Raw genomic sequence first — 26,992 nt, 5'->3', positions numbered from 1 at the left:
TCCCTGGAGCCCGCAGCCTGTCTCAGGCATCCTGCGCCACCTGCGCGTACTGCTGCGCCAGCCCGTCCAGCAGCGCCGTCAGGCCGGTCTCGAAGGCCCGCTCGTCGATCTTCTCCTGCTGTTCGGCCAGGAGGTGCGCCTGCTGGAGGTGCGGGTAGTCGGCGGGGTCGTAGGCGCCCGCGTCGTCCACGAAGCCCCCGGCGAAGGAACCGAGCGCCGAGCCCATGATGAAGTACCGCATCAGCGCGCCGATGGACGTGGCCTGGGCCGCCGGCCAGCCCGCCGCGACCATCGCGCCGTAGACGGCGTCCGCGAGGTGCAGCGCGGCCGGGCGGCGGCCGGGGCCGTGGGCCAGCACCGGGACGATGTTGGGGTGGTCGCGCAGGGCCGCGCGGTAGGAGACGGCCCAGTCGTGCAGCGCGGTCCGCCACTCCCGGCCGTCCTCGAACATCGACAGGTCGACCTGCGCGCTCACCGAATCGGCGACCGCCTCCAGGATCTCGTCCTTGGTGCGGAAGTGGTTGTAGAGCGAGGGCCCGCTGACCCCCAGCTCCGCGGCGAGCCGGCGCGTGGAGACGGCCGCGAGGCCCTCCGCGTCCACCAGCGCGCGTGCCGTCTCGACGATCCGGTCGGTGCTGAGCAGGGGCTTGCGCGGTCGGGCCATGGCGCACATAGTAGGGCTGCGCCTTTTAACTAGCACTGCTAATTTAAAAGTACGCCATTCAAGGTCCGTCTTCGTTCAAGGTCCGTCTTCTGTGGGGTGACTCGGCATGAATCTGGAGCTCAGCGAGGAGCAGAGCGCCGTACGGCGGCTCGCGCGGGACTTCGTGGCGCGCGAGATCACCCCGCACGTGGTCGCCTGGGACCGCGCCGAGGAGGTGGACCGCTCCCTCGTGAAGAAGCTCGGCGAGGTCGGCTTCCTCGGGCTCACCGTCGACGAGGAGTACGGCGGCAGTGGCGGCGACCATCTCGCGTACTGCCTGGTCACCGAGGAGCTGGGGCGCGGCGACAGCTCCGTGCGAGGGATCGTGTCCGTCTCCCTCGGCCTGGTCGCCAAGACCGTCGCCGCGTGGGGCGACGAGGAGCAGAAGCGGCGCTGGCTGCCGGGGCTCACCTCGGGCGAGTACGTCGGCTGCTTCGGCCTCACCGAGCCCGGCACCGGATCGGACGCGGGGAACCTCTCCACCCGAGCGGTCCGTGACGGCGCCGACTATGTCATCAACGGCACCAAGACGTTCATCACCAACGGCACCTGGGCCGACGTCGTGCTGCTCTTCGCCCGCTCCACCGACGCCCCCGGCCACAAGGGCGTCTCCGCCTTCCTCGTGCCCACCGACACCCCCGGCCTCACCCGCCGCACCATCCACGGCAAGCTCGGGCTGCGCGGCCAGGCCACCGCGGAACTGGTCATGGAGGACGTCCGCGTCCCGGCCTCCGCGATGCTGGCCCCCGAGGGCAAGGGCTTCTCGGTCGCCATGTCGGCCCTCGCCAAGGGGCGGATGTCGGTCGCGGCGGGCTGTGTCGGCATCGCCCAGGCTGCACTGGACGCCGCCGTGAAGTACGCGGGCGAGCGCGAGCAGTTCGGGAAGACCATCGCCCACCACCAGCTAGTGCAGGAGCTGATCAGCGACATCGCCCTCGACGTGGACGCGGCCCGGCTGCTCACCTGGCGGGTCGCCGACCTGATCGACCGCGGGCAGCCCTTCACCGTCGAGTCCTCCAAGGCCAAGCTGTTCGCCTCGGAGGCCGCCGTCCGCGCCGCCAACAACGCCCTCCAGGTCTTCGGCGGCTACGGCTACATCGACGAGTACCCGGCCGGAAAACTGCTGCGCGACGCCCGCGTGATGACCCTCTACGAGGGCACCAGCCAGATTCAGAAGCTGGTCATCGGGCGTGCGCTGACCGGGGTTTCGGCGTTCTGAGTACCCCAACTGAGTATCTCGGCGGATGTGGTCCCGGCCACATCCGCCGACCCTTGTCCCCATGAGTGACACACCGGTCAAGCAGCAGAACACGGCGGCCTTCTACGGGCAGGCCGTCGCGTCGTTCGCGGTGGCCATGGCCGCCACCGCCATCGGCATCTACCAGCTCCAGGCCGACGCCTGGGTGCGCGCCTTCCTCGCGATCGCCGTCCTGTACCTCGTCACCTCGGCCTTCACGCTGGCCAAGATCATCCGGGACCGTCAGGAGGTGGTGCAGATCGTGAGCAGAGTGGACCAGGCGCGCCTGGACAAGATCCTGGTCGAGCACGACCCCTTCCAGCAGCCGGGCGGCACCCCTGCCGGACAGCGCCCTTAGGGCCTGCCCGGCGGATCCTGTCGCAGACGCGGGGTCTGGCGCGCACTCCCCCACTGCCTTAAGGGCGTGGGAGGGGCCCCAGGCGTTGTCGTCGGTTGCCAACGCTCTGCGTTGTCGCCCTCCTCCGCCTTGCATCTGCACGCACCAGACCCCGCTCAGCAGCGTCGATGGGGCGCCGTGTCTTTCCTGCGACCTGATCGCCGGACAGGCCCTAAGCGCCCGCTCAGCTTCGGCGGTATGGTGGTGCTCCTGTCACCGAGAGGGGCGAACAAGCGATGAGTACGGCGGCCGAGACGACGGGCGGCGACATCGAGCCGTGGGAAGAGGTCACGCCTGACGCGGCCCGGCGACTCCTGGTCGCCGCCGTGGAGGCGTTCGCCGAGCGCGGGTACCACGCGACCACGACCCGCGACATCGCCGGACGGGCCGGCATGAGCCCGGCCGCGCTCTACATCCACTACAAGACCAAGGAAGAGCTGCTCCACCGCATCAGCCGCATCGGCCACGACCGGGCGCTCGCCATCCTGCGGACGGCGGCCCGGGGCGAGGGCGGCGCCGCGGAGCGGCTCGCCGACGCGGTGAGTTCCTTCGTACGGTGGCACGCCGGACGGCGCACCACCGCGCGCGTGGTGCAGTACGAGCTGGACGCGCTCGGGCCCGACGCCCGTGCCGAGATCGTCGCGCTGCGCCGGCAGTGCGACGCCGAGGTGCGCGGCATCATCGAGGACGGCGTGGCCGCGGGCGAGTTCGAGGTCGTGGACCTCCAGGGCACCACGCTCGCCGTGCTGTCGCTCTGCATCGACGTGGCCCGCTGGTTCAACGTGAACGGCCCCCGGACGCCCGACGAGGTCGGCGCGCTCTACGCCGACCTCGTGCTGAGGATGGTGGGGGTGCGGGACCCGTCCGGGTCCGGCGCCGCTCAGACGTAGTAGCGCGAGACGGACTCGGCGACGCAGACCGGCTTGTCGCCGCCCTCGCGTTCCACGACGAAGGCGATGCTCACCTGGATGCCTCCCGTGACGTCCTCGACGCCGGTGATCGCCGCCGTGGCGCGCAGCCGCGAGCCGACCGGGACGGGGGCGGGGAAACGGACCTTGTTGGTCCCGTAGTTGACGCCCATCTTCACGCCCTCGACCCGGATCAGTTGCGGTCCGAAGAGCGGGAGCAGCGACAGGGTCAGATAGCCGTGCGCGATCGTGGTGCCGAACGGGCCCGCGGCGGCCTTCTCCGGGTCCACGTGGATCCACTGGTGGTCGCCGGTCGCCTCGGCGAACAGGTCGATCCGCTTCTGGTCGACCTCCAGCCAGTCGGTGTACCCCAGTTGCTCGCCCACCGCCGCCTTCACCTCGTCGGCGGACGCGAAGATCCTCGGCTCTGCCATGTCCCGGCCTCCCATGCTGAACTAGTCTAAGCGACTGCTTAGCATGGTGGCCCGCGAAGCCCATGTCAACGGACCGGGCGAGTGGCCGGGCCGGGTCGGTAGGGTTCGAGAGGTGCCTCAGATTCCCGAGAAGATCCAAGAGCTCACGGTCGGCCAGCTCGCCGCCCGCAGCGGCGCCGCCGTCTCCGCCCTGCACTTCTACGAGGCCAAGGGCCTGATCAGCAGTCGACGCACCTCGGGCAACCAGCGCCGCTTCGGCCGCGACGCGCTGCGCCGGGTCGCCTTCGTGCGGGCGGCGCAGCGGGTCGGCATCCCGCTGGCCACGATCCGCGAAGCCCTCGCCGAACTGCCGGAGGGGCGCACGCCCACCCGGGACGACTGGGCCCGGCTCTCCGAGTCCTGGCGCTCCGAACTGGACGAGCGCATCAAGCAACTGAACCGGCTGCGCGACCACCTCACCGACTGCATCGGCTGCGGCTGCCTGTCCCTGGACACCTGCGTCCTGTCCAACCCCGACGACGCCTTCGGCGAACGCCGCGCGGGCTCGCGCCTGATGGTGGAGCATCGTGAGCCCACCAACCACCGACAGCGCCCGAGCCGCCCCCGCGACCGCGACACGGAGTGCTGCGACTGACGACCCGACACCCAGACCCAGCCCCAGACCCAGACGCCGCTCCGTCCCGCCGCGCCGGGTCACCCGTCGTGCTGTTGCCGGGTCTCGGCCAGGTCGTGTGTCTGCCGGGTCTCGGGCACACACCCGTGGTGCACGCGCCGGGTCCCGGTCCGTTGCGCCCCCGCCGGGTCGCACCCGTCGGGCCCTGCCGGGTCTCGCTTCGTCGTGCCCGCGCCGGGCCAGGCGCCGTCCTGCCCTGCCCTGCCGGGTCTCGCCCGGTCGTGGCCCCGCCCGAGCGCGCCCCGTCGCGTCCCGCCCCGCCGAGTCATCTCCCGTCCCGTCTCGTCCCGTTTTGTCGGGTCGAGGTCACTCGTTCACCCCCCCACCGGACCACGCCCCGTCTCCCGCCGCGCCGAGGTCCACTCCCGTATGCCCGCGTCGACCAGTTCGGCGTTGGAGGTGGCGTGGCGGTCGTCCGGCAGGAGCAGGGTGTCCTCCAGGCCGATGCGGGTCGGCAGGCCCAGCCGGCCGGCCAGGCGCAGGACCGGCCAGGTGCCGGCGTCCTCGCCGTGGAGCAGGACAGGGCGGCCGTGGGCTGTGCCGAGAGCGGTGAGCAGGGTGCGCGCCGAGTCGGGAGCGGACGCCGGGGTGGTGTCCGTGACCTCCGCCAGAACCCGCAGCACCCGGGGCCCGAGCGGTGAGCGCAGGAACAGGTCCGCCCCGTCCGTGCCGGACCAGACGCCGGCCTCGACACCCACTCCGCGCTCCATCAGTGCGGCGGCGAGCTGCTCGGCGCCCGGCTCGTGCCAGTTGACCGACGCGTGGTCGGGCAGCACCGACCAGCTCCGTACCCGGGCCATCCGGGCGGCCGGGTCGGGCTCGGCCCAGGCGCCCGTCGTGACGCCGACCGGCACCGACGTCGGCACCCGTGCCCGTATCGCCTCCAGCGTGGCGGCGAGCACGCGCGGCGACAACGTGTCCTGTCCGCACGGTGTCTTCGGGTGGACGTGGACGTCCGTGGCCCCGGCGGCGACCGCTGCGGCCACTGAGTCGGCGAGCGCCTCCGGCGACAGCGGCACCACCGCACCGTCGACGGCCCCGCGGGCCCCGTTCACACACAGTTGCACCATCCCCCCATGGTGCCGGGCCCCACTGACAACACCCGCCGGCTCATGGCACCCCGCGGTGCGCTACGCCGTCATCAGCAACCGGCTCCGCCGGGCGTCCACCGGCGCGTCGGGGGTGAGAACGGGCCGCGGCACGAGGATTCCGCAGTCCGCGCAGACGGGGCCCGTCGAGGGTTCGTGGTCCAGGTCGTACGTCCAGACGAGGCGCTCCCCGTCGCACACCGGGCACACGGACCCCGGTTCACGCTCGAGCGCCGAGATCAGCCGGCGCAGCACCTCCGCCAGCGGTCCGTCGGGATGGACCCGGGGGTCGTCGCACCAGGCCACACCGAAACCGCCCCAGGTCAGCCGGTGCCAGTCGTCCACACTGCCCGGACTGCGCAGCCCGTCGTGCTTCTCCTTCCTGCGCCGCTCGGCGAACTCGACCTCGTAGGCCAGCCACACCGAACGCGCCTCCTCCAGCTCCTCCAGTGCGGCCACGAGCCGCGCTGGGTCGGGGGAGCGGTCCTCGGGACCGAACCCGGCCCGGGAGCAGAGATGGTCCCAGGTCGCCCTGTGCCCATAAGGGGCAAAACGCTCAAGGCACTTGCGCAGCGAATAGCGCCGCAGCGCCAGGTCGCACCGTGGATCGCGGACCTGTCTCGCCAGACTTCGGAAACCGGCCATCGCCCTGCACCTCCGTCACACCTGCACCTGTACTCGGGTCACTTCGGCGTCGTCGTACAGACGTCGCCGAATAGACGTATCGACAGGCGATTCGGCTCCATCCGATTTCCGATGCCCGCCATAAGCCGATCCACCCGTTCCAAAAAGTGACGCATGTTCATCTTCCAACTCGGGGATACCGGCGGTAACGTCCCGCCACACCCCCGTCGGGAGGAGCTGCCATGCAACGGCGCACCCCACGCAACGCCCTCGACAGACTGAGAACTCCCCGCGGCTTCCACGGGTTCCTGAAGTCCGCATCCGTATGCGCCCTCATTGCCGGCCTTTTGTCACCGCTTTCCCCGGCGATGGCCGCCGGCGAAGACACCGCCGAAGACACCGCCGAGGTCACGGCCACCGCGGCGGCGGCCAACGACCACTGCGGAGGGCAGTGTTCCGACATCCTGCCGCCCGGCCAGAACGGCAACGCCACCCTCGCCCAGATCCTGCTCAACCAGGCCTTCGGCACCCAGCCCGCGCACGCCGAGGACCAGCTCGGCCCCTACGCGGACCTCGCCACCGGCTACTCCACCCTCACCAACGACAAGATCAACGACTTCTTCAACGACGCCTCCTTCGGCGTCCCCGACGGACAGGTCGCCTCCACCGTCCGCCCCGCCGGCCGCGACGACGTGACCATCGTCCGCGACAAGAAGACCGGTGTGCCGCACATCACCGGCACCACCCGCTACGGCACCGAGTTCGGCGCCGGCTACGCGGCGGCCCGGGACCGGCTGTGGCTGATGGACCTCTTCCGGCACGTCGGACGGGGTCAGTTGACCCCCTTCGCCGGCGGCGCCCCCGCAAACCAGGGACTGGAACAGCAGTTCTGGCGCAGTGCCCCGTACACCGAGGCCGACCTCGAGGCGCAGATAGAGAGCGCCGCCGCCAAGGCAGGTGAGCGCGGCGAGCTGGCCCTGGCCGACGTGGACGCCTACGTCGCCGGCGTCAACGCCTACATCGACGCCTCCGACAAGGGCCGCTACTTCCCCGGCGAGTACGTCCTGACCGGCCACAAGGACGCCATCACCAACGCCGGCACCATCGAGCACTTCAAGCGCACCGACCTGATCGCGCTGGCCTCCGTCATCGGCTCCCTCTTCGGCGCCGGGGGCGGCGGCGAGGTCAACAACGCGCTCTCCCTCCTCGCCGCCCAGGAGAAGTACGGCGTCGCCGAGGGCACCAAGGTCTGGGAGTCCTTCCGCCAGCGCAACGACCCCGAGGCCGTCCTCACCCAGCACGACGGCAGCTTCCCGTACCTGCCCACGCCGGACGACCCGCAGGGCCGCGCCCTGCCCGACGCCGGGTCCCTCGAGGCGGAGCCGCTGGTGTACGACCGTACGGGCAGCGCCGCCGCGGCGAGCGCGACCGGCGCCTCCACCACCGCCGCGAAGACGGCCATGACATCGGCCCGGCGAGGCATGTCCAACGCCCTCGTCGTCAGCGGGGAGCACACCGCGAGCGGCCACCCGGTCGCCGTATTCGGACCGCAGACCGGCTACTTCGCGCCGCAGCTCCTCATGCTCCAGGAGATCCAGGGCCCCGGCATCAGCGCCCGCGGCGCCTCCTTCGCGGGCCTGAGCATGTACGTCGAACTCGGCCGCGGCCAGGACTACGCCTGGAGCGCCACCACCTCCGGCCAGGACATCATCGACACCTACGCGGTCGAGCTGTGCCAGGACGACCACCACTACCTCTACCGCGGCACCTGCACGCCGATGGAGAAGGTCGAACGCCACAACGCCTGGAAGCCGACCGTCGCCGACTCCACCGCGGCCGGCTCCTACACGATGCGCGTCTGGCGCACCAAGTACGGCCCGGTCGAGTACCGCGCCACGGTCGGCGGCAAGAAGGTCGCCTACACCACCCTGCGCTCCTCGTACCTCCACGAGGCCGACTCCATCATCGGCTTCCAGATGCTGAACGATCCGGACTACGTCAACGGCCCCGAGCGCTTCCAGAGCGCCGTCCAGCACATCAACTACACGTTCAACTGGTTCTACGCCGACTCCGAACACACCGCGTACTACAACAGCGGCGACAACCCGGTGCGCGCGGACGACGTCGACGCCGAGTTCCCGGTCTGGGCCCGGCAGGCATACGAGTGGCAGGGCTGGGACCCGGCCGACAACACCGCCCGGTACACCGCCGCGTCCGCCCACCCGCAGTCGGTCGACCAGGGCTACTACGTCTCCTGGAACAACAAGCAGGCCAAGGACTACCCGGCCGCGTCCTGGGGCAACGGCTCCGTCCACCGCGGCAACCTCCTCGACGACCGCGTGAAGAGGCTGGTCGCCGACGGCGGCGTCACCCGCACCGCGCTGGTCAAGGCCATGGCCGAGGCGGGCCTCGCCGACCTGCGGGCCGAGGACGTCGTGCCCGACCTGCTGAAGGTGATCGACTCCGCGCCGGTGACCGACCCGGCGGCCATGACGGCCGTGGACCGGCTCAAGGCGTGGCTGTCCGCGGGCGGCCTGCGCACGGAGACCTCGGCGGGCTCCAAGAAGTACGCCCACGCCGACGCGATCCGCACCCTGGACGCCTGGTGGCCGCTGCTGGTGAAGGCCGAGTTCGAACCCGGCCTCGGCAGCGACCTGTACACCGCCTTCACCCGCAACCTGCCCGTCGACGAGTCCCCGTCCGCCGCCCACGGCCCGACCGGCGCCCACGCCGGCAGCGCCTTCCAGTACGGCTGGTGGAGCTATGTCGACAAGGACATCCGGGCCGTGCTCGGCGAGCCCGTCAAGGGCCCGCTGGCGCGCGCGTACTGCGGCGACGGCGACCTCGCCGCCTGCCGGGACACCCTGGTCTCCACCCTCAAGGAGGCGGCGGGCCGCACGGCCGCCCAGGTCTATCCCGGCGACGACAGTTGCTCGGCCGGGGACCAGTGGTGCGCCGACTCGGTGATCCACCGCACCCTCGGCGGCATCAAGCACGGCGGCATTAGCTGGCAGAACCGGCCGACCTATCAGCAGGTCGTGGAGTTCACGTCCCACAGGTGACCCACCGACAGCGGGATCAGCGGTAGAGCAGGTACTGGCGGCGCGTCCTTCGGAACGCCGCCAGTTCCCTCTCCCAGCCGTCCACCACCGCGTCGGTGTCCGCGCCCGCGTCGATCATCGTGCGCACCTGCGTGGAGCCGGTGAGCTTGTCGATCCAGTTGTCCGACCGCCAGGCGAAGCCGTCCCAGGTCCGCCGCGCGGTCACCAGGAGGGCGATGCCGGTGCGCACCGGATCGAAGGCGGCCCGGTCGTGCACGTGGAGCTGCACACCGCCGACGGTCTTGCCCTGGAACTTGGAGAAGGTGGGCGCGAAGTACGCCTCCCTGAAGCGCACGCCAGGCAGGCGGAGCTCGTTCGCGGCGGCGGCCCAGCTCCCGTCGATGCCCTCGGCGCCGAGCAGTTCGAACGGGCGGGTGGTGCCACGGCCCTCGGAGAGGTTCGTGCCCTCGAAGAGGCAGGTCCCCGAGTACACCAGCGCGCACTCCGGCGTCGGCATGTTCGGGCTCGGCGGCACCCAGGGCAGTCCCGAGGCGTCGTAGAACTCCGAGCGCCTCCAGCCCGTCATCGTCACTGTCTCCAGCGGCACCGGCGACTGAAGGAACTCGCCGTTGAAGAGCAGCGCCAGCTCGGCGACCGTCATGCCGTGCGCCTGCGCGATCGGCTGCCGGCCGACGAAGGTCGCGAACTCCTTGTGCAGGATCGGACCGAGTGACGCCCGCCCGGTCACCGGGTTCGGCCGGTCCAGGACCACGAAGCGCTTGCCCGCGAGCGAGGCCGCCTCCATGCAGTCGAACAGCGTCCAGATGTACGTGTAGAAGCGCGCTCCGACGTCCTGGATGTCGAAGACGACGGTGTCCACGCCGGACGCCGTGAACACGTCCGCGAGCGGCTGCCCGCTCTTCAGGTACGTGTCGTAGACCGGCAGCCCGGTCGCGGGGTCGTCGTAGCGGCCCTCGGAGCCGCCCGCCTGCGCGGTGCCGCGGAAGCCGTGCTCGGGGCCGAAGACGGCGGTCAGGTCCACGCGGTCGTCGGCGTGCATGACGTCGACGATGTGGCGTACGTCGCGGGTGATGCCGGTCGGATTGGTGACGACGCCGACCTTCTGCCCGTCGAGCGGGGCGTAGCCGCCGTCGGCGAGACGCTCGAAGCCGGTGCGCAGCCGGTGGCGGCCCCCGTGGCCCCCGTGCCCCGCGGGTGCCGCCTGTGCCGTGCCCGCCGATGCGGCGGCGGTGGTGCCGGCCGCCACCGCGGCCGTCGTGGCGAGCAGGTTCCGTCTGGACAGCGTCATGCGGTGACCTCCGTGATCGCGGCGGGTGTCATGCGCACGCACGCTAACCCGCGCCCCGGGCCGGGCGGAATGGAGTAGACCGCGGTTCGCCTCTTCCGTCGCACATACCGACTGGTTAGTCTGGCGCTTGCAACGGGGAGCGAGCCTTGCCCGCGCCGTGCCCGAGCCGTGCCGAACCGTGTCGAAGGAGACCGATGGTGGAAGCCGTGCAGGATGCCGGAGTCGTCGTCACCGGGGCGGGAGGCGGCATCGGCGCCGCGCTGGCCCGCCGCTTCGCCGCCGAGGGCGCCCGGGTCGTCGTCAACGACCTGGACGCCGGCCGGGCCGAGGCCGTCGCCGACGAGATCGGCGGCATCGCGGTCCCCGGCGACGCCTCGACGATCGTCACCGAGGCCCGCGAAGCGCTCGGCGGCACGGTCGACGTGTACTGCGCCAACGCGGGCGTCGGCTCCGGGGGCTCGCAGGCCGCGGAGGAATCCGTCTGGGCGCTGGCCTGGGACGTCAACGTCATGGCCCACGTGCGGGCGGCCCACGAACTGATCCCCGACTGGCTGGAGCGCGGCAGCGGACGCTTCGTCTCCACCGTCTCGGCCGCCGGACTGCTCACCATGATCGGCGCCGCGCCCTACAGCGTGACCAAGCACGGCGCGTACGCCTTCGCCGAGTGGCTGTCCCTGACGTACCGCCACCGCGGGATCAAGGTCCACGCCATCTGCCCGCAGGGCGTGCGCACCGACATGCTGGCCGCCACCGGCAGCGCCGGCGACCTGGTGCTCCGGCCCACCGCGATCGAGCCGGGGGACGTCGCGGACGCCCTCTTCAAGGGCATCGAGGAGGACCGCTTCCTGATCCTGCCGCACCCCGAGGTCGCCGAGTACTACCAGGCGCGGGCCGCCGAGCCCGACCGCTGGCTGCACGGCATGAACCGGCTCCAGCGGCAGTGGGAGGAGGCGACGGCCCGGTGACCGGCTCCCCTTACGCGGCCAAGCCCTGGCTGGGCCTGCTGACCGACGTCCAGAAGGCCCCGCTCGACCCGGACGCCTCCCTGGTGCACGCGCTGCGCCGGGCCGCCGCCGAGGCCCCCGACCGCGCCTTCCTCGCCTACTTCGACGGCCGCCTCACCTACCGCGAGGTGGACGAGCTGAGCGACTCCGTCGCGGGGCACCTCGCCGCGCGCGGACTGGAGCGCGGCGAGCGGGTCGCGGTCCTGCTGCAGAACTCCCCGCACTTCGTGCTCGCGCTGCTGGGCGCCTGGAAGGCGGGCGCGGTCGTCGTGCCCGTCAACCCCATGTACAAATCGGGCGAGGTCGGCCACGTCCTGCGGGACGGCGAGGTGGCCGCGCTGATCTGCTCCGACCGGGCCTGGGAGTCGTACCTACGAGAGACGGCCGCGGACTCGCCGGTGCGGATCGCGCTCACGGGATGCGAGTTGGACTTCCAAACCCGCGGGGACGCGCGCGTGCTGGCGTTCGAGCGCGTGGAGCCGGGCGCCACCGACGCCGACGACCTCACGGAGGCGGCCCGCGCCGGTCACAAGGCTCCGCGGGGACGCGATCCGGAACCCGGAGACACCGCGCTCATCAGCTACACCTCGGGCACCAGCGGCACACCCAAGGGCGCCACCAACACCCACCGCAACATCATGTACAACGCGGAGCGCCAGCGCACCGGGCTCGGCCTGCCCGAGGAGCCGGTCTACTTCGCGCTGGCGCCGCTGTTCCACATCACCGGCATGGTCTGCGAGCTGGGCGCCTGCCTGAACAGCGTGGGCACGCTCGTCCTGGCGTACCGCTTCGAGGCGGGCGTGGTCCTGGACGCGTTCGCCGAGCACCGGCCGCACTACACGGTCGGCCCGTCCACCGCCTTCATGGCGCTCGCCGCCCACCCCGCCGTCACCCGCGAGCACTTCGCGTCCTTCGCCAACATCTCCTCCGGCGGCGCCCCGCTGCCGCCCGCCCTGGTGGAGAAGTTCCGCGCGGGCTTCGGCCCGTACATCCGCAACGGCTACGGACTCACCGAGTGCACCGCGCCGTGCGCCTCCGTCCCGCCGCACCTGGAGGCCCCGGTCGACCCCGTCTCCGGGACCCTCGCGGTCGGCGTGCCGGGCCCCGAGACGATCGTCCGCGTCGTCGACGAGCAGGGCGCCGAGGTGCCCTTCGGGGAACAGGGCGAGATCGTCGTGAGCGGCCCGCAGGTCGTCCCCGGCTACTGGCGCCGCCCCGACGCCACCGCCGAGACCTTTCCCGGCGGCGAGCTGCGCACCGGCGACATCGGCTTCATGGACGCCCAGGGGTGGCTCTACGTCGTCGACCGCAAGAAGGACATGATCAACGCCTCCGGCTTCAAGGTCTGGCCGCGCGAGGTCGAGGACGTGCTCTACACCCACCCGGCGGTGCGCGAGGCGGCCGTCGTCGGCGTGCCCGACGGGTACCGCGGGGAGACCGTCAAGGCCTACATCAGCCTCCGGCCGGGCGCCGGGGCGGACCCGGACGCACTCGCCGCGTACTGCGAGGAGAGACTGGCCGCCTACAAATACCCGCGCCAGGTGGAGATCCTGCCCGACCTGCCGAAGACGGCGAGTGGGAAGATCCTCCGTCGGGAACTGCGTTCCCGTACGCACCAGGACGGACAGTGAACGGAAACTGAAACGGAAAGGCAGGTGACGGCAGTGCCCAGGACCACGGACGGGGACGGCACTCCGGTGCCGCAGCGGCTCCTGGCCGCCGCCACCCGGCTCTTCGCCGAGCAGGGCTACGACCGCACCTCGGTACAGGAGATCGTGGAGGCGGCCGGCGTCACCAAGGGGGCGCTGTACCACTACTTCGGCTCCAAGGACGACCTCCTGCACGAGGTGTACGCGCGCGTGCTGCGCCTCCAGCAGGAACGCCTGGACGCCTTCGCGGACTCCGACGAGCCGGTCGAGAAGCGGGTGCGGGACGCGGCGGCCGACGTCGTCGTCACGACCATCGACAACCTCGACGACGCGTCGATCTTCTTCCGCTCCATGCACCAGCTCAGCCCGGAGAAGAACAAGCAGGTGCGCGCGGAGCGCCGGCGCTACCACGAGCGTTTCCGCGCGCTCATCGAGGAGGGCCAGCGGGCCGGCGTCTTCACCAAGGAGACCCCGGCCGACCTGGTGGTGGACTACCACTTCGGTTCCATCCACCACCTGTCGACCTGGTACCGCCCAGACGGCCCGCTCAGCCCGCAGGAGGTCGCCGACCACCTCGCAGACCTGCTGCTGCGCGCACTGCGCCCGTGACGCGTCCGCGAGGTGTCCGTGAGGCGTCCGTGAGGAGGTGACGGGCCCCGGAGCCACGGAGGGCTCCGGGGGCGCCGCCTCGCTCAGCGGTACTTCTTGATCTCCCGGCGGGCCAGCGAGCGCTGGTGGACCTCGTCCGGACCGTCGGCGATCATCAGCGTCCGGGCGCCGGCGTACAGCTCGGCCAGCGGGAAGTCCTGGCTCACGCCGCCCGCGCCGTGCAACTGGATGGCCCGGTCGATGATGTCGACCACCGCGCGGGGCGTGGCGATCTTGATGGCCTGGATCTCGGTGTGCGCGCCCCGGTTGCCGACCGTGTCCATCAGCCACGCGGTCTTCAGCACCAGGAGCCGCAGTTGCTCCACGGTGACCCGGGCGTCCGCGATCCAGTTGTGGACGACGCCCTGCTGGGCCAGCGACTTGCCGAAGGCGTCGCGGGACACCGCCCGGCGGCACATCAGCTCGATCGCCCGCTCCGCCATGCCGATCAGCCGCATGCAGTGGTGGATCCGGCCGGGACCGAGCCGGGCCTGGGCGATGGCGAAGCCGCCGCCCTCCTCGCCGATCAGGTTCGACACCGGCACGCGCGCGTGGTCGAACGTCACCTCGGCGTGGCCGCCGTGGTAGTGGTCCTCGTATCCGAAGACCTGCATCGCCCGGTTCACGGTGACGCCGGGCGTGTCGCGCGGGACCAGCACCATCGACTGCTGGCGGCGGATGTCCTCGCCCTCCGGGTCGGTCTTGCCCATCACGATGAAGATCCGGCAGTCCGGGTTCATCGCCCCGGAGATGTACCACTTGCGGCCCGTGACGACGTACTCGTCGCCGTCGCGCTCGATGTGCGTGGTGATGTTCGTGGCGTCCGAGGAGGCCACGTCCGGCTCGGTCATCGCGAACGCCGAGCGGATCTCCCCGGCGAGCAGCGGCTGCAGCCACTGCTTCTGCTGCGCCTCGTCGGCGAACTGGGCCAGCACCTCCATGTTCCCGGTGTCCGGCGCGGCGCAGTTCGTCGCTGTCGGCGCGAGCTGCGGGCTGCGGCCGGTGATCTCGGCCAGCGGGGCGTACTGGAGGTTGGTGAGGCCCGCGCCGTGGTCGGTGTCGGGCAGGAACAGGTTCCACAGGCCCTGGCGGCGGGCCTCGGCCTTCAGGTCCTCCACGACCTGCGGGGTGTCCCAGGGGGAGGCGAGGAGGGCCCGCTGCTCGTGGGCGACCTGCTCGGCCGGGTGGACGTGCTCGTCCATGAAGGCGAGCAGCCTGGCGCGGAGTTCCTCGGTGCGTGCGTCGTACGCGAAGTCCATGACGGGTCAGCCCTTCTGAAGGGTGGTCAGGCCGTGCTCGATGAAGACGGGGACGAGATCGCCGATGCGGTCGAAGCCGGGGCCGACCGTCTGGCCCAGCGTGTAGCGGTAGTGGATGCCCTCCAGGATCACGGCGAGCTTGAACCACGCGAACGCCGTGTACCAGGCGACGGCGGACACGTCGCGCCCCGAGCGGGCGGCGTACCGCTCGATCAGCTCGGCGGGGGCGGGGTGGCCGGGGGCCCGGGCGGTGGTGGAGACGGGGGAGTCCGGCAGGCCGAGCGGCATGCTGTACATCACCAGCAGGCCGAGGTCGGTCAGCGGGTCGCCGAGCGTGGACATCTCCCAGTCGAGGATCGCCCTGATGTCGTCGTTCTCGCCGCCGATCAGGACGTTGTCGAGGCGGTAGTCACCGTGCACGACCGTCGCGGCGGGGGAGGGGGGCAGCTCACGTCCGAGGGTGGCGTGCAGCTCGTCGATGCCGGCGAGGTCGCGGTTGCGGGACGCGTCGAGCTGCTTGGCCCAGCGGCGCAACTGGCGGTCCAGGAAGCCCTCGGGGCGGCCGAAGTCCGCGAGGCCGACCTCGGCGGGGTCCACCGCGTGCAGGCCGACGAGGGTGTCGACGAGGTTCAGCACGGCGGCGCGGGTGCGCTCGGGGCCGAGGGGGGTGAGCTGTTCGGCGGTGCGGTACGGGGTGCCCTCGACGAACTCCATGACGTAGAAGGGCGCGCCGAGGACCTCGTCGTCCTCGCAGAGGAGCACCGGACGCGGGACCGGTACGTGGGTGGGGTGCAGGGCGCTGATGACCCGGTGCTCGCGCCTCATGTCGTGCGCCGTGGCCAGGACGTGGCCGAGCGGGGGGCGTCGTACGACCCAGCGGGCGGTGCCGTCCGAGACCGCGTAGGTGAGGTTCGACCGGCCACCCTCGATCAGCCGGCCGGACAGCGCGCCGGTCACCAGGCCGGGCCGCTCGCGGTCGAGCAGGCCGCGCAACCGGTCGAGATCGAGTCCGGGCGGGTGGTCGGGGCTCATCGTCGCTCCCTACGGCAGGTGAACAGTACCCGACATATGATGCCGACCAGTCGGTATGTCGTCCAGTGGGTCGGCGGAACGTGATCGGCGTTACGGGCGTGGACACCGGGCTCACCGGCCCGGCCGCACCCGCCTGCCGGGCCTCAGAGGACGAGGAACGCGCCGCAGACCGCGAGGGCCGCGGTGCACAGGGTCGCCGCCGTGGCGTGGGCCGGGGTGAGGGCGCGGGGCCGGTTCGCCGAGGCGAGGGTGCGGATGCGGCCGTGGGCGATGCGCAGGAAGGCCAGCCAGAGGGCGCAGCACAGGGCGGCCGCGAGTACCGAGGCGGCCGTCGCGCCGCCGTGCAGCGCGGCCTTGGCGGCGAGTACGGCGACGACCGTGCCGGACAGAGTGGTACGGCGCCAGGCGAGCCGGGTGCGCTCGGGCTGGAGCCCGGGGTCGCGGCCCGGGGATGCCGCGTCGGCGCCGCCGCTCACGCTCAGCCCTCCCAGCCGGTGAGGACCACGACGACCATGACCACGGCGACCACCGCGACGACCAGACTGAGCAGGGCCGGGAAGCGGGAGACGGGAAGGCTCTCGCCCCGGCGCATGGCGCGTTCGCAGCGCACCCAGTGGTTCACGGCGCGCAGCGAGCACAGCACACCGGCCGCGAGCAACGCCAGCGCGAGCCCCACGCGCCAGCCCCAGCGCAGGTCGGGCAGGAACTGATCCACCGCGAACCCGCCGCCGATCAGGGCGAGGGCGGTGCGCAGCCAGGCCAGGAACGTGCGCTCGTTCGCCAGCGAGAACCGGTAGTCGGGGGTGCCGCCCTCCTGCCGGACCTCCTCGGGCGCAAACCACAGCCGGACGTTCCGCACAAATTCGCTCACCCCCGGACCCTATCCGCCACCACCCACCCCACCCACACCCAGCCGCCGCCCCCGCCACACCCAGCCGCCCGCACGCCTCCCGCCACGGGCGGTCGCCCGCCCGCCCCAACCGCGGGCAATCGTGCCTCCCCCAGTGCCTGAACGGCCTGGGAGGTACCCCCAGGGCGGCACCCGTCCCAAAGAGGGCGGCACCCGGCCAGCGCCGGCCCCAAAACCCCGTCACCCCCGCCAAGCCCGCAGCCGCGCATACGCCGACAAACCGTCCGGCACGAACTCCCACTCGCCGAGCCGTCGCTCCAGCTCCGCCTCCGGCAGGAACCCGTGCCAGGCCACCTCCTCCACCTGCGGAGACACCGGCCCCTCGCAGCGCACCTCGTACACCGCCGACCACCAGGTCCGCCCGGCGCCGTCGTCGTACAGGAACTTGAAGAGGAACTCGGGCCGCGGCAGCCCGCTCACCCCCAGCTCCTCCTCCGCCTCCCGCAGCGCCGCGTCGTCGTAGGACTCGCCCGCGCCCACCACCCCGCCGACGAACATGTCGTACAGGGAGGGAAACACCAGCTTCGTCGCCGTGCGGCGGTGGACGAAGACGCGCCCCTCGGGGTCCCGGGCCCACACGAACGCGCAGCGGTGGCGCAGCCCCCGTGCGTACGCGTCGCCCCGCAGGGCCTGGCCGACGACGCGGTCGTTCTCGTCGACGATGTCGAGGATCTCGTCAGCAGCGCTCATGCCGCCATCCAAGCGCGTCCGGCCCGTCAGCGTCGTTGCAGGGCCCGTTCGTGCCCGCTCTCGCCCGTGCCCTGGGGCATCGCCGGGTGCATGCCCAGCAGGACGATGCCCGCCACGACCGCCGCGAGACCGCCCGCCTCCGCCGCGAGGGCCCCGGTGTCGGTGTGCAGCCGGTCGCCGAGGAAACCGACCCCGCAGGCGATGCCCGCGAGCGGCTGGGCCGCCGTCAGGGCGGGCAGCGACCTGCGCAGGGGCGCCGTCTCGAAGGCGCTCTGGACCAGGACCAGGCCGGTGACGCCGAGCATCACCACGGCGTACGGCTGCCAGCCCGTCAGGAGTTCGGCGAAGCCGCCCGCGGCGAAGCGCCGGCCGCTGACCCGGGTCAACCCGTCCTGCACCCCGTACAGCAGACCGGCGGCCAGGGCCAGCAGCATCGGGCCCCAGGTCAGCCGGAAGCGGCCGGCGCACAGCGTGAGCAGCAGGGCCAGGCCAAGCATCACGCCGACGATCAGCCAGTGCCGCACCGGGTCGGTCACCGCGCTGCCGCCGCGCGGCTCACCGGCCAGGATGAACGCCGTCACGCCGCCCGCGAGCAGCGCGAGTCCGGCCCAGCCCTGGCGGCCCAGCGGCTGCCGGGTCTGGATGCGGGAGAGGGCGAGGGCGAAGAGGAGGTTCGTCGCCAGAAGCGGCTCGACGAGGGTCAGTTCACCGCCGCCCAGGGCGATCGCGCCCAGTACCATGCCGGCCACCATCAGCCCCATGCCGGCCAGCCAGCGTGGCACCCGCACCAGGTCGAGCAGGAGGCGGGGCGAGAGGAAGTCGCCCAGCGGAGCGCGCTGGGCCGCGTTCTGCTGGAGGACGAAACCGAAGCCCAGACAGCATGCGGCGCTCACGGCGAGAACCAGAACCAGAACCGACACGCTGCGTACCTCGATCGTCAGTCGGGTCACGGGGTGCGTCGGGGACGACTCTAGTGCGGGCGGGCGCCGGGTGCCGGGCGAGTGGCGCATTCGGGGTGGGGGAGAGGGCGGGTTCGGTGACAAGTTCCCCTGGTGTCACACGAGTTGACGCGTGTAACGGAGCGATTCCTCTTGACGTCAAGCCTTGGCTGCCGGTTTGCTGTGCGTGATCAGTTCATGGCAATCAGTTCATGGCGATCAGTTCATGGCATTCCGGTCATGGCAATCCGGCTACGACGACCTACCGCGTCGCGTGAGGAAGTTTCCCGCGGTGTCCCCACCTCCGCCTCCCCTCGGCCGCGGCCGCAAACGCGCGGCCCAAGCCTTCGACGAGGCCCTCGACGACGCCGAACTCGTTGCCGTCCGCGCCGCGTTGGCCCAGGGACGATGGCAGTCCGTCCGTTCCTTGCTGGTCCACACGGGTGACGACTGGGACCGCCGCGGGCACCGGGTGGCCGTACTCGCCGGGGAGCCCCACTGCGCGCCCTGGGCCCGCGAGTGGCTGCTCGCCGAACCCGACTCCGCCGACGCGTCCGTCCTGCTTGCCCTCGCCCTGGTCCACCGCGCCCTGCGGGGCAAGGAGAAGCCCGCGCGGGTCCGCGAGGGGTGCCGGGACGCCGCCGCCCTCGTGCCGGACGATCCCACGCCCTGGCTCGGCCTGCTCATGCTGGAGCGTTCGCTGGGCGCCGACGCCGACGTCGTCCGTGTCTTCGACGAGGTGCGAGCACGGTACGCCGATCACCATCACGCCCATCACCTGATGGTGGCCCGGCTCGCCGAGCGCGGCGGCGACGGGGGTCCCGACCCGCTGCACGAGGTGTACGACTTCGCCACCTGGGCCGCCGAGCAGGCCCCCGCCGACTCCCCGCTGGCCATCCTCCCCGTCGTCGCGCACGCCGAGCGCTACCGCGTACTGGCGGCCGCCGGCCACGAGTCCACCGACCCGAACGCCTGTGGCCACTGGGTCGGCCGGCGCGCCCGGCTGGTGATGAAGGCGGCCTTCGACTGGTGGCTGGAGTGGGAGCAGGACGGCCACCCGCGCCGGCTGATCGACCTCAACTTCCTCGCCCACGCCAAGTCCTGTGAGGGCCGCGGCGCCGAGGCCGCCGCCCTCTTCCACCGAATCGGCGAGCACGCCACGCCCGCGCCGTGGTCGTACCCGGACCGCGACCCGGTCTCCGCCTTCCGTGCCGCCCGGGCAGGCGCGCTGGGCACGGCCTGACCGCCCGACGACCCGACGACCCGACGCACACCACCCACACCACCCACACCACCGACACGAAAGAAGGACGTCCTGCGATGACCACGGGCAGTTCGAACACGAGCAGATCCGCGAGCGGTGGCGCCATCAGCACCTTCAAGGGGGAGGAGCGCGCGCTGCGCGCCGACCGGCTGGGCACGGGCGGACTCCTCCTGTCCGTGCTCGCCGCCACCGCCCCGCTGATGGTGGTCGCGGGCGTCATGCCCACCACCTTCGCGGTCATGGGCATCGTCGGACAGCCTCTGCTCTTCGTGGTGCTCGGTGTGGTGCTGATCCTCTTCAGCGTCGGGTACGCCGAGATGAGCCGGCACGTCCACAACGCGGGCGCCTTCTACGCGTACATCTCCCGCGGACTGGGCGGCACCGCCGGCGCGGGCGCCGCCCTGGTCGCGCTGGTCGCCTACAACGCCCTCCAGGTCGGCATCTACGGCATCTTCGGCTTCGAGGTGTCCGGGCTCCTGTCCACCTACGCCGACCTCGATGTGGCCTGGTGGATTCCGGCCCTGCTGGCCGTGCTCGCCGTCGGCGCGCTGGGCTGGCTGAAGATCGACGTCAACGCGCGCGTGCTGGGTGTCCTGCTGCTCATCGAGGTCGTCCTGGTGGTGGTGTTCGACATCGCCGCCGTCGCCGATCCGGGGGCGCAGGGCCTCTCGCTGCACGCCTTCAACCCGGACACGCTGACCGGCGCCGGTGTCGGGACCGCGCTCTGCTTCTGCATCGCCGCCTTCCTCGGCTTCGAACAGGCGCCCGTGTACGCCGAGGAGACCAGCCGGCCGCACGTGCTGGTACCGCGTGTCATGTTCCTGGCAGTGGGCGGGGTCGCGGTCTTCTTCGCGCTCAGTAGCTGGGCCCTGACCGTGGCCACCGGGCCCGACAAGATCGTCGGCACCGCACAGGAACAGAGCGCCGGACTGCTGTTCTTCCTGACCGAGTCACGGCTCGGCGGCACCTTCACCGACGTGCTGCACGTCCTGTTCGTCACCGGCATGTTCGCCGCGCTGCTCAGCTTCCACAACGTCGTCGCCCGCTACGCCTTCGCCATGGGTCGCGAGGGCCTGCTGCCCGCCGCCTTCGGACGGACCAGCGGCTCCAGCGGCGCGCCGGGCACCGGGTCGCTGCTTCAGACCGCCGTGTCCGCGGTCGTGGTCGTCGGGTTCGCGATCGCCGACGACAAGCCGAACGGCGACCCGACCCAGCCCGTACTGCACCTGTTCACCTGGGGCGGCAACATCGGTGCCCTCGGGGTGATCGTGCTGATGGCCGCGGCCTCGTTCTCCGTCGTCGCCTTCTTCGTCCGGCGCGGCGCCGCGGGGGCCCAGGGCGTGCGCCTGGTCACCTCCGCCGTCGCGGGCGTCGCCCTGCTGGTGATCGCCGGTTACACCGTCAAGGACTTCGACGTCCTCGTCGGCGCGGGACCCGACTCCGCCCTGAGCTGGGTGCTGCCCGGCATCATCGGCCTCGCCGCGGTCGCCGGCGTGGTGCAGGGCCTCGTCCTGCGCTCGCGCGCACCCGAGCGGCACGCCCGCATCGGCCAGGGCAACGAGGCGTTCCAACTGGACAAGGCCGCGTCCTCCTGACCCGCACGGGGACGCGCACGCAGGGTCGTCGCGTGAGCGGGTCGGGGGCGGGTCGGGGGCGGCGCGTACGACAGCGCCGCCCTCCCGGACCGCTCCCTCGGTGACCGTCAGGCGTCGGGCTCGGCGGCGGCGGGCTCAGCGTCGAAGGGCTCCGCGTCGGCGGGCTCCGCGGCGAAGTCCAGCAGCACCTTGCAGGACCGGCTCCGGTCCGCGGCCAGTTCGAACGCCGACTCCGCGTCCCGCACCGGCACCACCGCGCTGACCAGCGCGTCGAACGCGGGCTCGGCCGCGAGCAGCAGCAGCGCCTCGTCGAACTCGCCGTCGAAGCGGAACGCCCCGCGCAGCTCGATCTCCCGGCTCACCACCAGGTTCCCCGCGAAGGGGCTCTGCCCGGGCGGCAGCATGCCGAGTTGGACGACCACGCCGCCGCGCCTCACCAGCCGCAGACAGGTGTCGAGACCTGCGGCCACCCCGGACGCCTCGATCGCCGCGTCCACTTCCACCGGCCAACCGGAGTCGTCCGGGTCGTCGGCCCGTACGAGGGAGTCGGCGCCGACGGCCCGCGCGTACTCCAGAGCCGCGGGCAGCAGGTCCGTCACCGTCACGTGTGCCGCGCCCGCCGCCTTCGCCGCCGCGACCACCAGGGCGCCGATCGGCCCGGCGCCGGTGACCAGCACGTGCCGGCCGCTCAGATCCCCGGCCCGGCGTACGGCGTGCAGCGCGACGGAGAGCGGTTCCGCGAGGGCGGCGCGACGCGGGTCCAGGCCGGCCGGGAGGGGGCGCAGTTGGTCGGCGGGGACGACGATCCGCGCCGCGAAACCGCCCTGGACGTGCGGGAAACGGGCCGCGCTGCCCAGGTACCGGGTGTCCCGGCAGACGTTGCGCCGCCCGTCCACGCACTCCGGGCACACTCCGCACGGGGTCGCCGGATGCACGGCGACGGCCGTACCGGCAGCCGGGCCCGGCGGGTCCGCGTCCGGCAGGTCCGCGTCCGGCAGGTCCGCGTCGGGCAGGTCCGCGTCCGGTTTCGGGGAGCCGTACGCCAGGACCGTCCCGACCACCTCGTGCCCGAGCAGCATCGGCTCCCTCAGGCGGAAGTCGCCGACGCCGCCGTGCCGCCAGTAGTGCAGGTCGGAGCCGCACACGCCGCCGTAATGGACGGCGACCAGCGCCTGGCCGGGGCCGGGGCGCACGGCGGGCAGTTCCGCCACCCGCAGGTCGCCCGCGCCGTGGATCACGCAACCGAGCATCGAAGCCGCCTCCCCGGGGGCGAGCGCGGCGTTCACAGGACGCTCGTCATTCCGCCGTCGACGTACAGGATCTGTCCGCCGACGAAGTCCGCGGCGGGCGAGGCGAGGAACAGCAGCCCGCCCACCAAGTCCTCCGTACGACCCCAGCGCCCGGCCGGAGTGCGCCGGCGCACCCAGGCGCTGAACTCATCGTCCTCGACGAGGGGCCGCGTCAGCTCGGTCTCGATGTAGCCGGGACCGAGCCCGTTGACCTGGATGCCGTGCGGGCCCCAGTCCGCGCACATGCCCTTGGTGAGCATCTTCAGGGCGCCCTTGGTGGCCGCGTAGGGCGCGATGCCCGGGCGGACCACCTCGCTCTGCAGCGAGCAGATGTTGACGATCTTGCCGCGGCCGCGCTCCGTCATCCGGCGCGCGGCCTCCCGGCCCACCAGGAAGGCGCTGGTGAGGTTGGTGTCCAGGAGGCGGTGCCAGTCGGCGTCCGCGAACTCCAGCAGAGGCGCCCGCAGTTGCATGCCGGCGTTGTTGACCAGGATGTCGAGCGGACCCACCCGCTCCTCGACCTCCGCGATCCCGGCCGCCACGGACGGACCGTCGGTCACGTCGAACGCCGCCGTGTGGACCTCGCCGGGCAGGTCGGCGGCGGCCTTGGTGAGGCGGTCGCCGTCGCGTCCGTTGAGGACCACCCGGCAGCCGGCCTCCGCGAGGCCGCGGGCCAGGGCCAGCCCGATGCCCCGGCTGGAACCGGTCACCAGGGCCGTGCGCCCGCCGATGTCGAAGAGAGGGTGGGTCGTCATCGTCGTACTCCTCAATGCCCCGTCGGCAATGTCCCGTCGGCAGTGTCCCGTCGGCCGGGCGGCTATATGACCAGGGACAACAGCAGGACCAGGCCACCGGCGACCACCGAAATGACCGTCTCCATGACGGACCAGGTCTTGATGGTCTGACCGACGTCCAGGCCGAAGTACTCCTTCACCAGCCAGAAGCCGGCGTCGTTGACGTGGCTGAAGAAGAGCGAGCCCGCTCCGACGGCCAGGACCAGCAGGGCGGCGTGCGCGGTCGACATGTCGGCCGCCAGCGGCGCGACCAGACCGGCCGCCGAGATGGTCGCCACGGTCGCCGAGCCGGTCGCCAGCCGGATCGCCACCGCGATCAGCCAGCCCAGCAGCAGGGCGGGGATCGACCAGTCCTTGGAGATCTCCAGGATCATCTGGCCCACGCCGGAGTCGATCAGCGTCTGCTTGAAGCCACCGCCCGCGCCGACGATCAGAAGGATGCCGGCGATGGGTGCGAGGCCCTTCTCCACCAGGCCCGACAGCCGGTCCTTGCCGAACCCGGCGGGCCGCAGCAGCGTGAAGATGCCGACGATCACGGAGACGAGCAGGGCGATCAGCGGGTTGCCGATGACGTCGAAGGTGCGCTGCACCAGGTTCTCCGGGTCGTCGACGATGATGTCGACGAGCGCCTTGAGCAGCATCAGCACGACCGGCAGCAGGATCGTGGCCAGGGTGGCGCCGAAGCCCGGGCGCTTCTCCAGCTCCTCGGAGGCGCGCTGCGGGATCATGCGGTCGGGGGCGGGAACGTCCACCCAGCGGGCCGCGTACTTCGAGAACACCGGACCGGCGATGATCACTGTGGGGATGGCGATCAGCACACCCAGCGCGAGCGTCACACCGAGGTTGGCACCGATCGCGTCGATCGCGACCAGCGGGCCGGGGTGCGGCGGGACCAGGCCGTGCATCACGGACAGACCGGCCAGGGCCGGGATGCCGATCCGCATCAGGGAGTAGTTGCCGCGCTTGGCGACCATCAGCACGACCGGGATCAGCAGGACGATGCCGACCTCGAAAAACAGCGGCAGCCCGATGACGGAGGCGATCAGCACCATCATCCACGGCATGGAACGCGGGGTCGCCTTGGCGAGGATGGTGTCCACGATCTGGTCGGCGCCGCCGGAGTCGGCGAGCATCTTGCCGAGGATCGCGCCTAGGGCGATCAGGACGCCGACGCCCGCGACGGTGGAGCCGAGCCCGGCGGTGAAGCTGGTGATGACCTTGTCCAGCGGCGCACCGGCGAACGCGCCGAGCGCCAGTGACCCGATGGTCAACGACAGGAAGGCATGCAGCTTGAACTTGGTGATCAGCAGGACGATGACGGCGATGCCCAGGAGCACGGCGATGCCCAGTTGGGCATGTCCTGCCGAGGTGATCGGCTCGACGGTGTCCGCTGCCAGCATCTCGAAGCTGAGTCTGGTCACGGTGGTTCCCTTGCGGTGATGCGGATTCGGGGGAGACCGGGGCCGTGCGCGCGGGAGGCGGCACGCCCCCAGGGGGGAGGTGCCGGGGGGTTACCGGGCCGGCTCGGGAAGACCCTTCAGGGCGTTCATCGCCCGTTCGGTGATCTCCTCGGGGGTGCCGGCGACGTCCACCGCGACTCCCGCCTCGTCCGGCTGGAGCGGCTGGAGCGTGGCGAACTGGGAGTCCAGCAGGGCGGTCGGCATGAAGTGGCCCTGCCGGTGAGACATCCGGTCCTCGATCAGTTCACGGCTGCCCGTGAGATGCACGAAGACGACACCGGGAGCAGCGGCCCGCAGCCGGTCGCGGTACGACCGCTTCAGCGCCGAACTGCTCACCACCCCGCCCAGCCCGGCACGCCCGTGCGCCCAGCCGCCGATGGCGTCCAGCCAGGGCCGCCGGTCCTCGTCGGTGAGCGGGGTGCCGGCCGTCATCTTGGCGACGTTGGCCGGGGGGTGGAAGTCGTCGCCCTCGGCGTAGGGAACGCCGAGCCGCGCCGCGAGCAGGGGGCCGATGGTGGTCTTTCCCGTGCCCGCCACGCCCATGACCACGACCACGTGGGGGGTGTGCAGTTGCTGCATCGCACTCTCGCTGTCTGCTGTCTTCGTCGACATGTGATGTCGACGTAACTGAAACCCATTAGGTACGACGACTTCAAGAGTCTGTGACATATAAGTCTGACTTTTTATTCCCGTGACGTGCCCCGTACGCTGAGTGCATGAGCACATCGGGCCGGGGGCTGCACGGCCGCGTACTTGACACCCTCGGCCCCGCCATCACAGCGGGCGAATACCCCGCGGGCAGCGTTTTGCGCACGGACGAACTCGCCCAGCGTTTCGAGGTGTCGCGCTCCGTGATGCGCGAGGCGGTCCGGGTGCTGGAGTCCATGCACCTCGTCGAGTCGCGCCGCCGCGTGGGCGTCACCGTCCTGCCCGAGTGCGAGTGGAACGTCTACGACCCGCAGGTCATCCGCTGGCGCCTGGCCGGCACCGAACGCCCCCGGCAGCTTCGCTCCCTCACCATGCTGAGATCGGCGATCGAACCCGTCGCGGCGGGCCTGGCGGCACGCCTCGCCACGCCGGAGCAGTGCGCCGAGCTGACCGAGTGCGCGCTCGGCATGGTCGCCAACTCACGCGGTCACCGGCTCGAGGAGTACCTCTTCCACGACGTGGCCTTCCACCGCGTCATCCTGACCGCCTCCGGCAACGAGATGTTCGCCCGGCTCGGCGGCGTCGTCGCCGAGGTCCTGGCCGGCCGCACCCACCACGACGTGATGTTCGAGGACCCCGACCCGGCCGCCGTCACCCTGCACGTCCAGGTCGCCGAGGCGGTCCGCGCCCGTGACGCCGAGCGCGCGGAGGCGCTGACCCGGGAGATCACGGTGGGGGCACTTCAGGAGCTGGACATCCTGGCGCCCTGAGCGGCGCCGGCGGAGGCGTCAGCCGAGGACGTCCCCGTCCACGTACACCCACGCCCCGTCGACCCGCTCGAACCGGCTCCGCTCGTGCAGCGAGCCACCCCGGTAGGACGCCCGGAACGTCACGGTCCCGGCGGAGTGGAAGGCGGACCCGTCGCCCGTGCCCAGGATCTCAAGGCCGGTCCACCGCGTGCCCGGATCGAGGTCGAGGCGCTCCGGTCGCGTCCCGGGGTGCCAGGTCCGCAGCAGGTACCCCGCGTCCAGGCGCACGAAGGCGCTGTAGCGCGAGCGCATCAGGGCCTCGGCGGTCGGCGCCGAAGCCGCCCCCGAGTGGAAACGGCCGCAGCACTTCTCGTACGGGTCGGGCAGTCCGCAGGGGCAGGAACGCGTCGTCATGGCGGCCATTGTGCCCGCTCGCCGAAGTGCTGAACCGGTGCCGGAACGCAGAAGACCCCTGCTCAGCAGGGGTCTCGACTGGTATTGGTACTGGTGTCCGAGGGGGGACTTGAACCCCCACGCCCGATAAAGGGCACTAGCACCTCAAGCTAGCGCGTCTGCCATTCCGCCACCCGGACAAGGTGTCTGTTGTGCGGGGCGTTGCCCGCGGCGACGACGTAAACATTACCAGGCT

Annotated in this window: 27 protein-coding genes and 1 tRNA gene; 11 read left to right on the top strand and 17 right to left on the bottom strand. The window is 71.9% G+C overall.

Annotated elements, in window-relative coordinates; genetic code table 11:
• Positions 1–22 precede the first annotated feature (22 nt).
• Positions 23–664: a TetR/AcrR family transcriptional regulator gene (locus tag KUM40_RS37640; RefSeq protein WP_217170813.1), complete on the bottom strand. Its 642-nt coding sequence runs from the start codon at positions 662–664 to the stop codon at positions 23–25.
• Positions 665–770: 106 nt separating this feature from the next.
• Between KUM40_RS37640 and KUM40_RS37635 the strand changes: the two genes are divergently transcribed.
• From KUM40_RS37635 to KUM40_RS37625, 3 genes are all read left to right on the top strand, one after another.
• Positions 771–1,922, top strand: a complete 1,152-nt coding sequence (locus tag KUM40_RS37635; protein WP_217170812.1) for an acyl-CoA dehydrogenase family protein — start codon at positions 771–773, stop codon at positions 1,920–1,922.
• 61 nt (positions 1,923–1,983) lie between these two features.
• Positions 1,984–2,298 (top strand): YiaA/YiaB family inner membrane protein, encoded by a 315-nt coding sequence (locus KUM40_RS37630; RefSeq protein WP_217170811.1) that lies wholly within the window; start codon positions 1,984–1,986, stop codon positions 2,296–2,298.
• A 275-nt stretch (positions 2,299–2,573) separates the two neighbouring features.
• Positions 2,574–3,227 carry a TetR/AcrR family transcriptional regulator gene (locus KUM40_RS37625; RefSeq protein WP_217170810.1) on the top strand — a complete coding sequence of 218 codons (654 nt, stop codon included), beginning with the start codon at positions 2,574–2,576 and terminating at the stop codon, positions 3,225–3,227.
• Here KUM40_RS37625 and KUM40_RS37620 read toward each other — a convergent pair.
• Positions 3,218–3,679, bottom strand: a complete 462-nt coding sequence (locus tag KUM40_RS37620) for a MaoC family dehydratase (RefSeq protein WP_217170809.1) — start codon at positions 3,677–3,679, stop codon at positions 3,218–3,220. The two genes, KUM40_RS37625 and KUM40_RS37620, sit on opposite strands and share 10 nt — an antisense overlap.
• Positions 3,680–3,791: 112 nt before the next feature.
• On the opposite strand from KUM40_RS37620, the gene soxR reads away from it, so the two are divergent.
• Positions 3,792–4,313, top strand: a complete 522-nt coding sequence (soxR, locus tag KUM40_RS37615) for a redox-sensitive transcriptional activator SoxR (RefSeq protein WP_217170808.1) — start codon at positions 3,792–3,794, stop codon at positions 4,311–4,313.
• Between the two features lie 353 nt (positions 4,314–4,666).
• On the opposite strand, the gene KUM40_RS37610 is transcribed toward soxR, so the two are convergent.
• Together KUM40_RS37610 and KUM40_RS37605 are read right to left on the bottom strand one after the other, a co-directional pair.
• A complete protein-coding gene (locus KUM40_RS37610) occupies positions 4,667–5,422 on the bottom strand; it encodes a 3-keto-5-aminohexanoate cleavage protein (RefSeq protein WP_217170807.1) in 756 nt (251 codons plus the stop codon).
• 60 nt (positions 5,423–5,482) lie between these two features.
• A complete protein-coding gene (locus KUM40_RS37605; protein ID WP_217170806.1) occupies positions 5,483–6,085 on the bottom strand; it encodes a hypothetical protein in 603 nt (200 codons plus the stop codon).
• Between the two features lie 221 nt (positions 6,086–6,306).
• Between KUM40_RS37605 and KUM40_RS37600 the strand changes: the two genes are divergently transcribed.
• Positions 6,307–9,126 carry a penicillin acylase family protein gene (locus KUM40_RS37600; RefSeq protein WP_217170805.1) on the top strand — a complete coding sequence of 940 codons (2,820 nt, stop codon included), beginning with the start codon at positions 6,307–6,309 and terminating at the stop codon, positions 9,124–9,126.
• Positions 9,127–9,142: 16 nt separating this feature from the next.
• Here the strand turns inward: KUM40_RS37600 and KUM40_RS37595 are convergent, their stop codons facing one another.
• Positions 9,143–10,414, bottom strand: coding sequence for an exo-beta-N-acetylmuramidase NamZ domain-containing protein (locus KUM40_RS37595; RefSeq protein ID WP_217170804.1), 1,272 nt, complete (start codon positions 10,412–10,414; stop codon positions 9,143–9,145).
• A gap of 194 nt (positions 10,415–10,608) precedes the next feature.
• Here KUM40_RS37595 and KUM40_RS37590 point away from each other — a divergent pair, with 194 nt between their 5' ends.
• Genes KUM40_RS37590 through KUM40_RS37580 form a run of 3 tightly spaced genes read left to right on the top strand, consistent with a single transcriptional unit; the run spans position 10,609 to position 13,676 of the window.
• Positions 10,609–11,379 (top strand): SDR family oxidoreductase, encoded by a 771-nt coding sequence (locus KUM40_RS37590; protein ID WP_217170803.1) that lies wholly within the window; start codon positions 10,609–10,611, stop codon positions 11,377–11,379.
• Positions 11,376–13,049: a class I adenylate-forming enzyme family protein gene (locus KUM40_RS37585; RefSeq protein ID WP_217170802.1), complete on the top strand. Its 1,674-nt coding sequence runs from the start codon at positions 11,376–11,378 to the stop codon at positions 13,047–13,049. Before KUM40_RS37590 ends, KUM40_RS37585 begins: the two co-directional genes overlap by 4 nt.
• A gap of 33 nt (positions 13,050–13,082) precedes the next feature.
• On the top strand, positions 13,083–13,676 hold the full coding sequence (locus KUM40_RS37580; protein WP_217170801.1) for a TetR/AcrR family transcriptional regulator: 594 nt from the start codon (positions 13,083–13,085) through the stop codon (positions 13,674–13,676).
• An 83-nt stretch (positions 13,677–13,759) separates the two neighbouring features.
• Here the strand turns inward: KUM40_RS37580 and KUM40_RS37575 are convergent, their stop codons facing one another.
• From KUM40_RS37575 to KUM40_RS37550, 6 genes are all read right to left on the bottom strand, one after another.
• On the bottom strand, positions 13,760–14,974 hold the full coding sequence (locus KUM40_RS37575; protein ID WP_217170800.1) for an acyl-CoA dehydrogenase family protein: 1,215 nt from the start codon (positions 14,972–14,974) through the stop codon (positions 13,760–13,762).
• Between the two features lie 6 nt (positions 14,975–14,980).
• Positions 14,981–16,006 carry a phosphotransferase family protein gene (locus KUM40_RS37570; protein ID WP_217170799.1) on the bottom strand — a complete coding sequence of 342 codons (1,026 nt, stop codon included), beginning with the start codon at positions 16,004–16,006 and terminating at the stop codon, positions 14,981–14,983.
• Positions 16,007–16,149: 143 nt separating this feature from the next.
• Positions 16,150–16,482 carry a DUF202 domain-containing protein gene (locus KUM40_RS37565; RefSeq protein WP_217170798.1) on the bottom strand — a complete coding sequence of 111 codons (333 nt, stop codon included), beginning with the start codon at positions 16,480–16,482 and terminating at the stop codon, positions 16,150–16,152.
• Between the two features lie 2 nt (positions 16,483–16,484).
• Positions 16,485–16,877, bottom strand: a complete 393-nt coding sequence (locus tag KUM40_RS37560; RefSeq protein WP_217170797.1) for a DUF202 domain-containing protein — start codon at positions 16,875–16,877, stop codon at positions 16,485–16,487.
• A 219-nt stretch (positions 16,878–17,096) separates the two neighbouring features.
• Positions 17,097–17,606 carry an NUDIX hydrolase gene (locus tag KUM40_RS37555; RefSeq protein WP_217170796.1) on the bottom strand — a complete coding sequence of 170 codons (510 nt, stop codon included), beginning with the start codon at positions 17,604–17,606 and terminating at the stop codon, positions 17,097–17,099.
• A 26-nt stretch (positions 17,607–17,632) separates the two neighbouring features.
• On the bottom strand, positions 17,633–18,526 hold the full coding sequence (locus KUM40_RS37550; RefSeq protein ID WP_217170795.1) for a DMT family transporter: 894 nt from the start codon (positions 18,524–18,526) through the stop codon (positions 17,633–17,635).
• Positions 18,527–18,836: 310 nt separating this feature from the next.
• Here KUM40_RS37550 and KUM40_RS37545 point away from each other — a divergent pair, with 310 nt between their 5' ends.
• Positions 18,837–19,787, top strand: coding sequence for a hypothetical protein (locus KUM40_RS37545; RefSeq protein ID WP_217170794.1), 951 nt, complete (start codon positions 18,837–18,839; stop codon positions 19,785–19,787).
• A gap of 77 nt (positions 19,788–19,864) precedes the next feature.
• Entirely contained in the window at positions 19,865–21,403 is a 1,539-nt protein-coding gene (locus tag KUM40_RS37540) for an APC family permease (RefSeq protein WP_217170793.1), read from the top strand.
• A gap of 107 nt (positions 21,404–21,510) precedes the next feature.
• On the opposite strand, the gene KUM40_RS37535 is transcribed toward KUM40_RS37540, so the two are convergent.
• From KUM40_RS37535 to KUM40_RS37520, 4 genes are all read right to left on the bottom strand, one after another.
• Positions 21,511–22,653 carry an L-idonate 5-dehydrogenase gene (locus tag KUM40_RS37535; protein WP_217170913.1) on the bottom strand — a complete coding sequence of 381 codons (1,143 nt, stop codon included), beginning with the start codon at positions 22,651–22,653 and terminating at the stop codon, positions 21,511–21,513.
• A gap of 32 nt (positions 22,654–22,685) precedes the next feature.
• Positions 22,686–23,447: an SDR family oxidoreductase gene (locus KUM40_RS37530; protein WP_217170792.1), complete on the bottom strand. Its 762-nt coding sequence runs from the start codon at positions 23,445–23,447 to the stop codon at positions 22,686–22,688.
• Between the two features lie 62 nt (positions 23,448–23,509).
• Positions 23,510–24,907, bottom strand: coding sequence for a GntP family permease (locus KUM40_RS37525; RefSeq protein ID WP_217170791.1), 1,398 nt, complete (start codon positions 24,905–24,907; stop codon positions 23,510–23,512).
• A gap of 90 nt (positions 24,908–24,997) precedes the next feature.
• Positions 24,998–25,525 carry a gluconokinase gene (locus tag KUM40_RS37520; RefSeq protein WP_217170912.1) on the bottom strand — a complete coding sequence of 176 codons (528 nt, stop codon included), beginning with the start codon at positions 25,523–25,525 and terminating at the stop codon, positions 24,998–25,000.
• Between the two features lie 137 nt (positions 25,526–25,662).
• Between KUM40_RS37520 and KUM40_RS37515 the strand changes: the two genes are divergently transcribed.
• Entirely contained in the window at positions 25,663–26,364 is a 702-nt protein-coding gene (locus KUM40_RS37515) for a FadR/GntR family transcriptional regulator (protein ID WP_217170790.1), read from the top strand.
• Positions 26,365–26,382: 18 nt separating this feature from the next.
• Here KUM40_RS37515 and KUM40_RS37510 read toward each other — a convergent pair whose 3' ends face one another.
• Positions 26,383–26,766, bottom strand: a complete 384-nt coding sequence (locus tag KUM40_RS37510; RefSeq protein WP_374227463.1) for a YchJ family protein — start codon at positions 26,764–26,766, stop codon at positions 26,383–26,385.
• An 82-nt stretch (positions 26,767–26,848) separates the two neighbouring features.
• Positions 26,849–26,936 (bottom strand) — tRNA-Leu (locus KUM40_RS37505).
• Positions 26,937–26,992 lie beyond the last annotated feature (56 nt).

This window comes from Streptomyces sp. AC512_CC834 (genome assembly GCF_019049325.1).
Classification (GTDB): domain Bacteria; phylum Actinomycetota; class Actinomycetes; order Streptomycetales; family Streptomycetaceae; genus Streptomyces.
This window is presented reverse-complemented; position numbering and strand designations above follow the sequence as displayed.

Bases quoted from the DNA above. Each gene is read 5' to 3' on its own strand.
- KUM40_RS37600 (WP_217170805.1), top strand. From the start codon at position 6,307: ATGCAACGGCGCACCCCACGCAACGCCCTCGACAGACTGAGAACTCCC.
- KUM40_RS37605 (WP_217170806.1), bottom strand. From the start codon at position 6,085: ATGGCCGGTTTCCGAAGTCTGGCGAGACAGGTCCGCGATCCACGGTGC.
- KUM40_RS37610 (WP_217170807.1), bottom strand. From the start codon at position 5,422: ATGGTGCAACTGTGTGTGAACGGGGCCCGCGGGGCCGTCGACGGTGCG.
- KUM40_RS37635 (WP_217170812.1), top strand. From the start codon at position 771: ATGAATCTGGAGCTCAGCGAGGAGCAGAGCGCCGTACGGCGGCTCGCG.
- KUM40_RS37535 (WP_217170913.1), bottom strand. From the start codon at position 22,653: ATGCTCGGTTGCGTGATCCACGGCGCGGGCGACCTGCGGGTGGCGGAA.
- KUM40_RS37640 (WP_217170813.1), bottom strand. From the start codon at position 664: ATGGCCCGACCGCGCAAGCCCCTGCTCAGCACCGACCGGATCGTCGAG.
- KUM40_RS37540 (WP_217170793.1), top strand. From the start codon at position 19,865: ATGACCACGGGCAGTTCGAACACGAGCAGATCCGCGAGCGGTGGCGCC.
- KUM40_RS37625 (WP_217170810.1), top strand. From the start codon at position 2,574: ATGAGTACGGCGGCCGAGACGACGGGCGGCGACATCGAGCCGTGGGAA.
- KUM40_RS37590 (WP_217170803.1), top strand. From the start codon at position 10,609: ATGGTGGAAGCCGTGCAGGATGCCGGAGTCGTCGTCACCGGGGCGGGA.
- KUM40_RS37620 (WP_217170809.1), bottom strand. From the start codon at position 3,679: ATGGCAGAGCCGAGGATCTTCGCGTCCGCCGACGAGGTGAAGGCGGCG.
- KUM40_RS37595 (WP_217170804.1), bottom strand. From the start codon at position 10,414: ATGACGCTGTCCAGACGGAACCTGCTCGCCACGACGGCCGCGGTGGCG.
- KUM40_RS37630 (WP_217170811.1), top strand. From the start codon at position 1,984: ATGAGTGACACACCGGTCAAGCAGCAGAACACGGCGGCCTTCTACGGG.
- KUM40_RS37555 (WP_217170796.1), bottom strand. From the start codon at position 17,606: ATGAGCGCTGCTGACGAGATCCTCGACATCGTCGACGAGAACGACCGC.
- KUM40_RS37515 (WP_217170790.1), top strand. From the start codon at position 25,663: ATGAGCACATCGGGCCGGGGGCTGCACGGCCGCGTACTTGACACCCTC.
- KUM40_RS37530 (WP_217170792.1), bottom strand. From the start codon at position 23,447: ATGACGACCCACCCTCTCTTCGACATCGGCGGGCGCACGGCCCTGGTG.
- KUM40_RS37510 (WP_374227463.1), bottom strand. From the start codon at position 26,766: ATGGCCGCCATGACGACGCGTTCCTGCCCCTGCGGACTGCCCGACCCG.
- KUM40_RS37575 (WP_217170800.1), bottom strand. From the start codon at position 14,974: ATGGACTTCGCGTACGACGCACGCACCGAGGAACTCCGCGCCAGGCTG.
- KUM40_RS37520 (WP_217170912.1), bottom strand. From the start codon at position 25,525: ATGCAGCAACTGCACACCCCCCACGTGGTCGTGGTCATGGGCGTGGCG.
- KUM40_RS37570 (WP_217170799.1), bottom strand. From the start codon at position 16,006: ATGAGCCCCGACCACCCGCCCGGACTCGATCTCGACCGGTTGCGCGGC.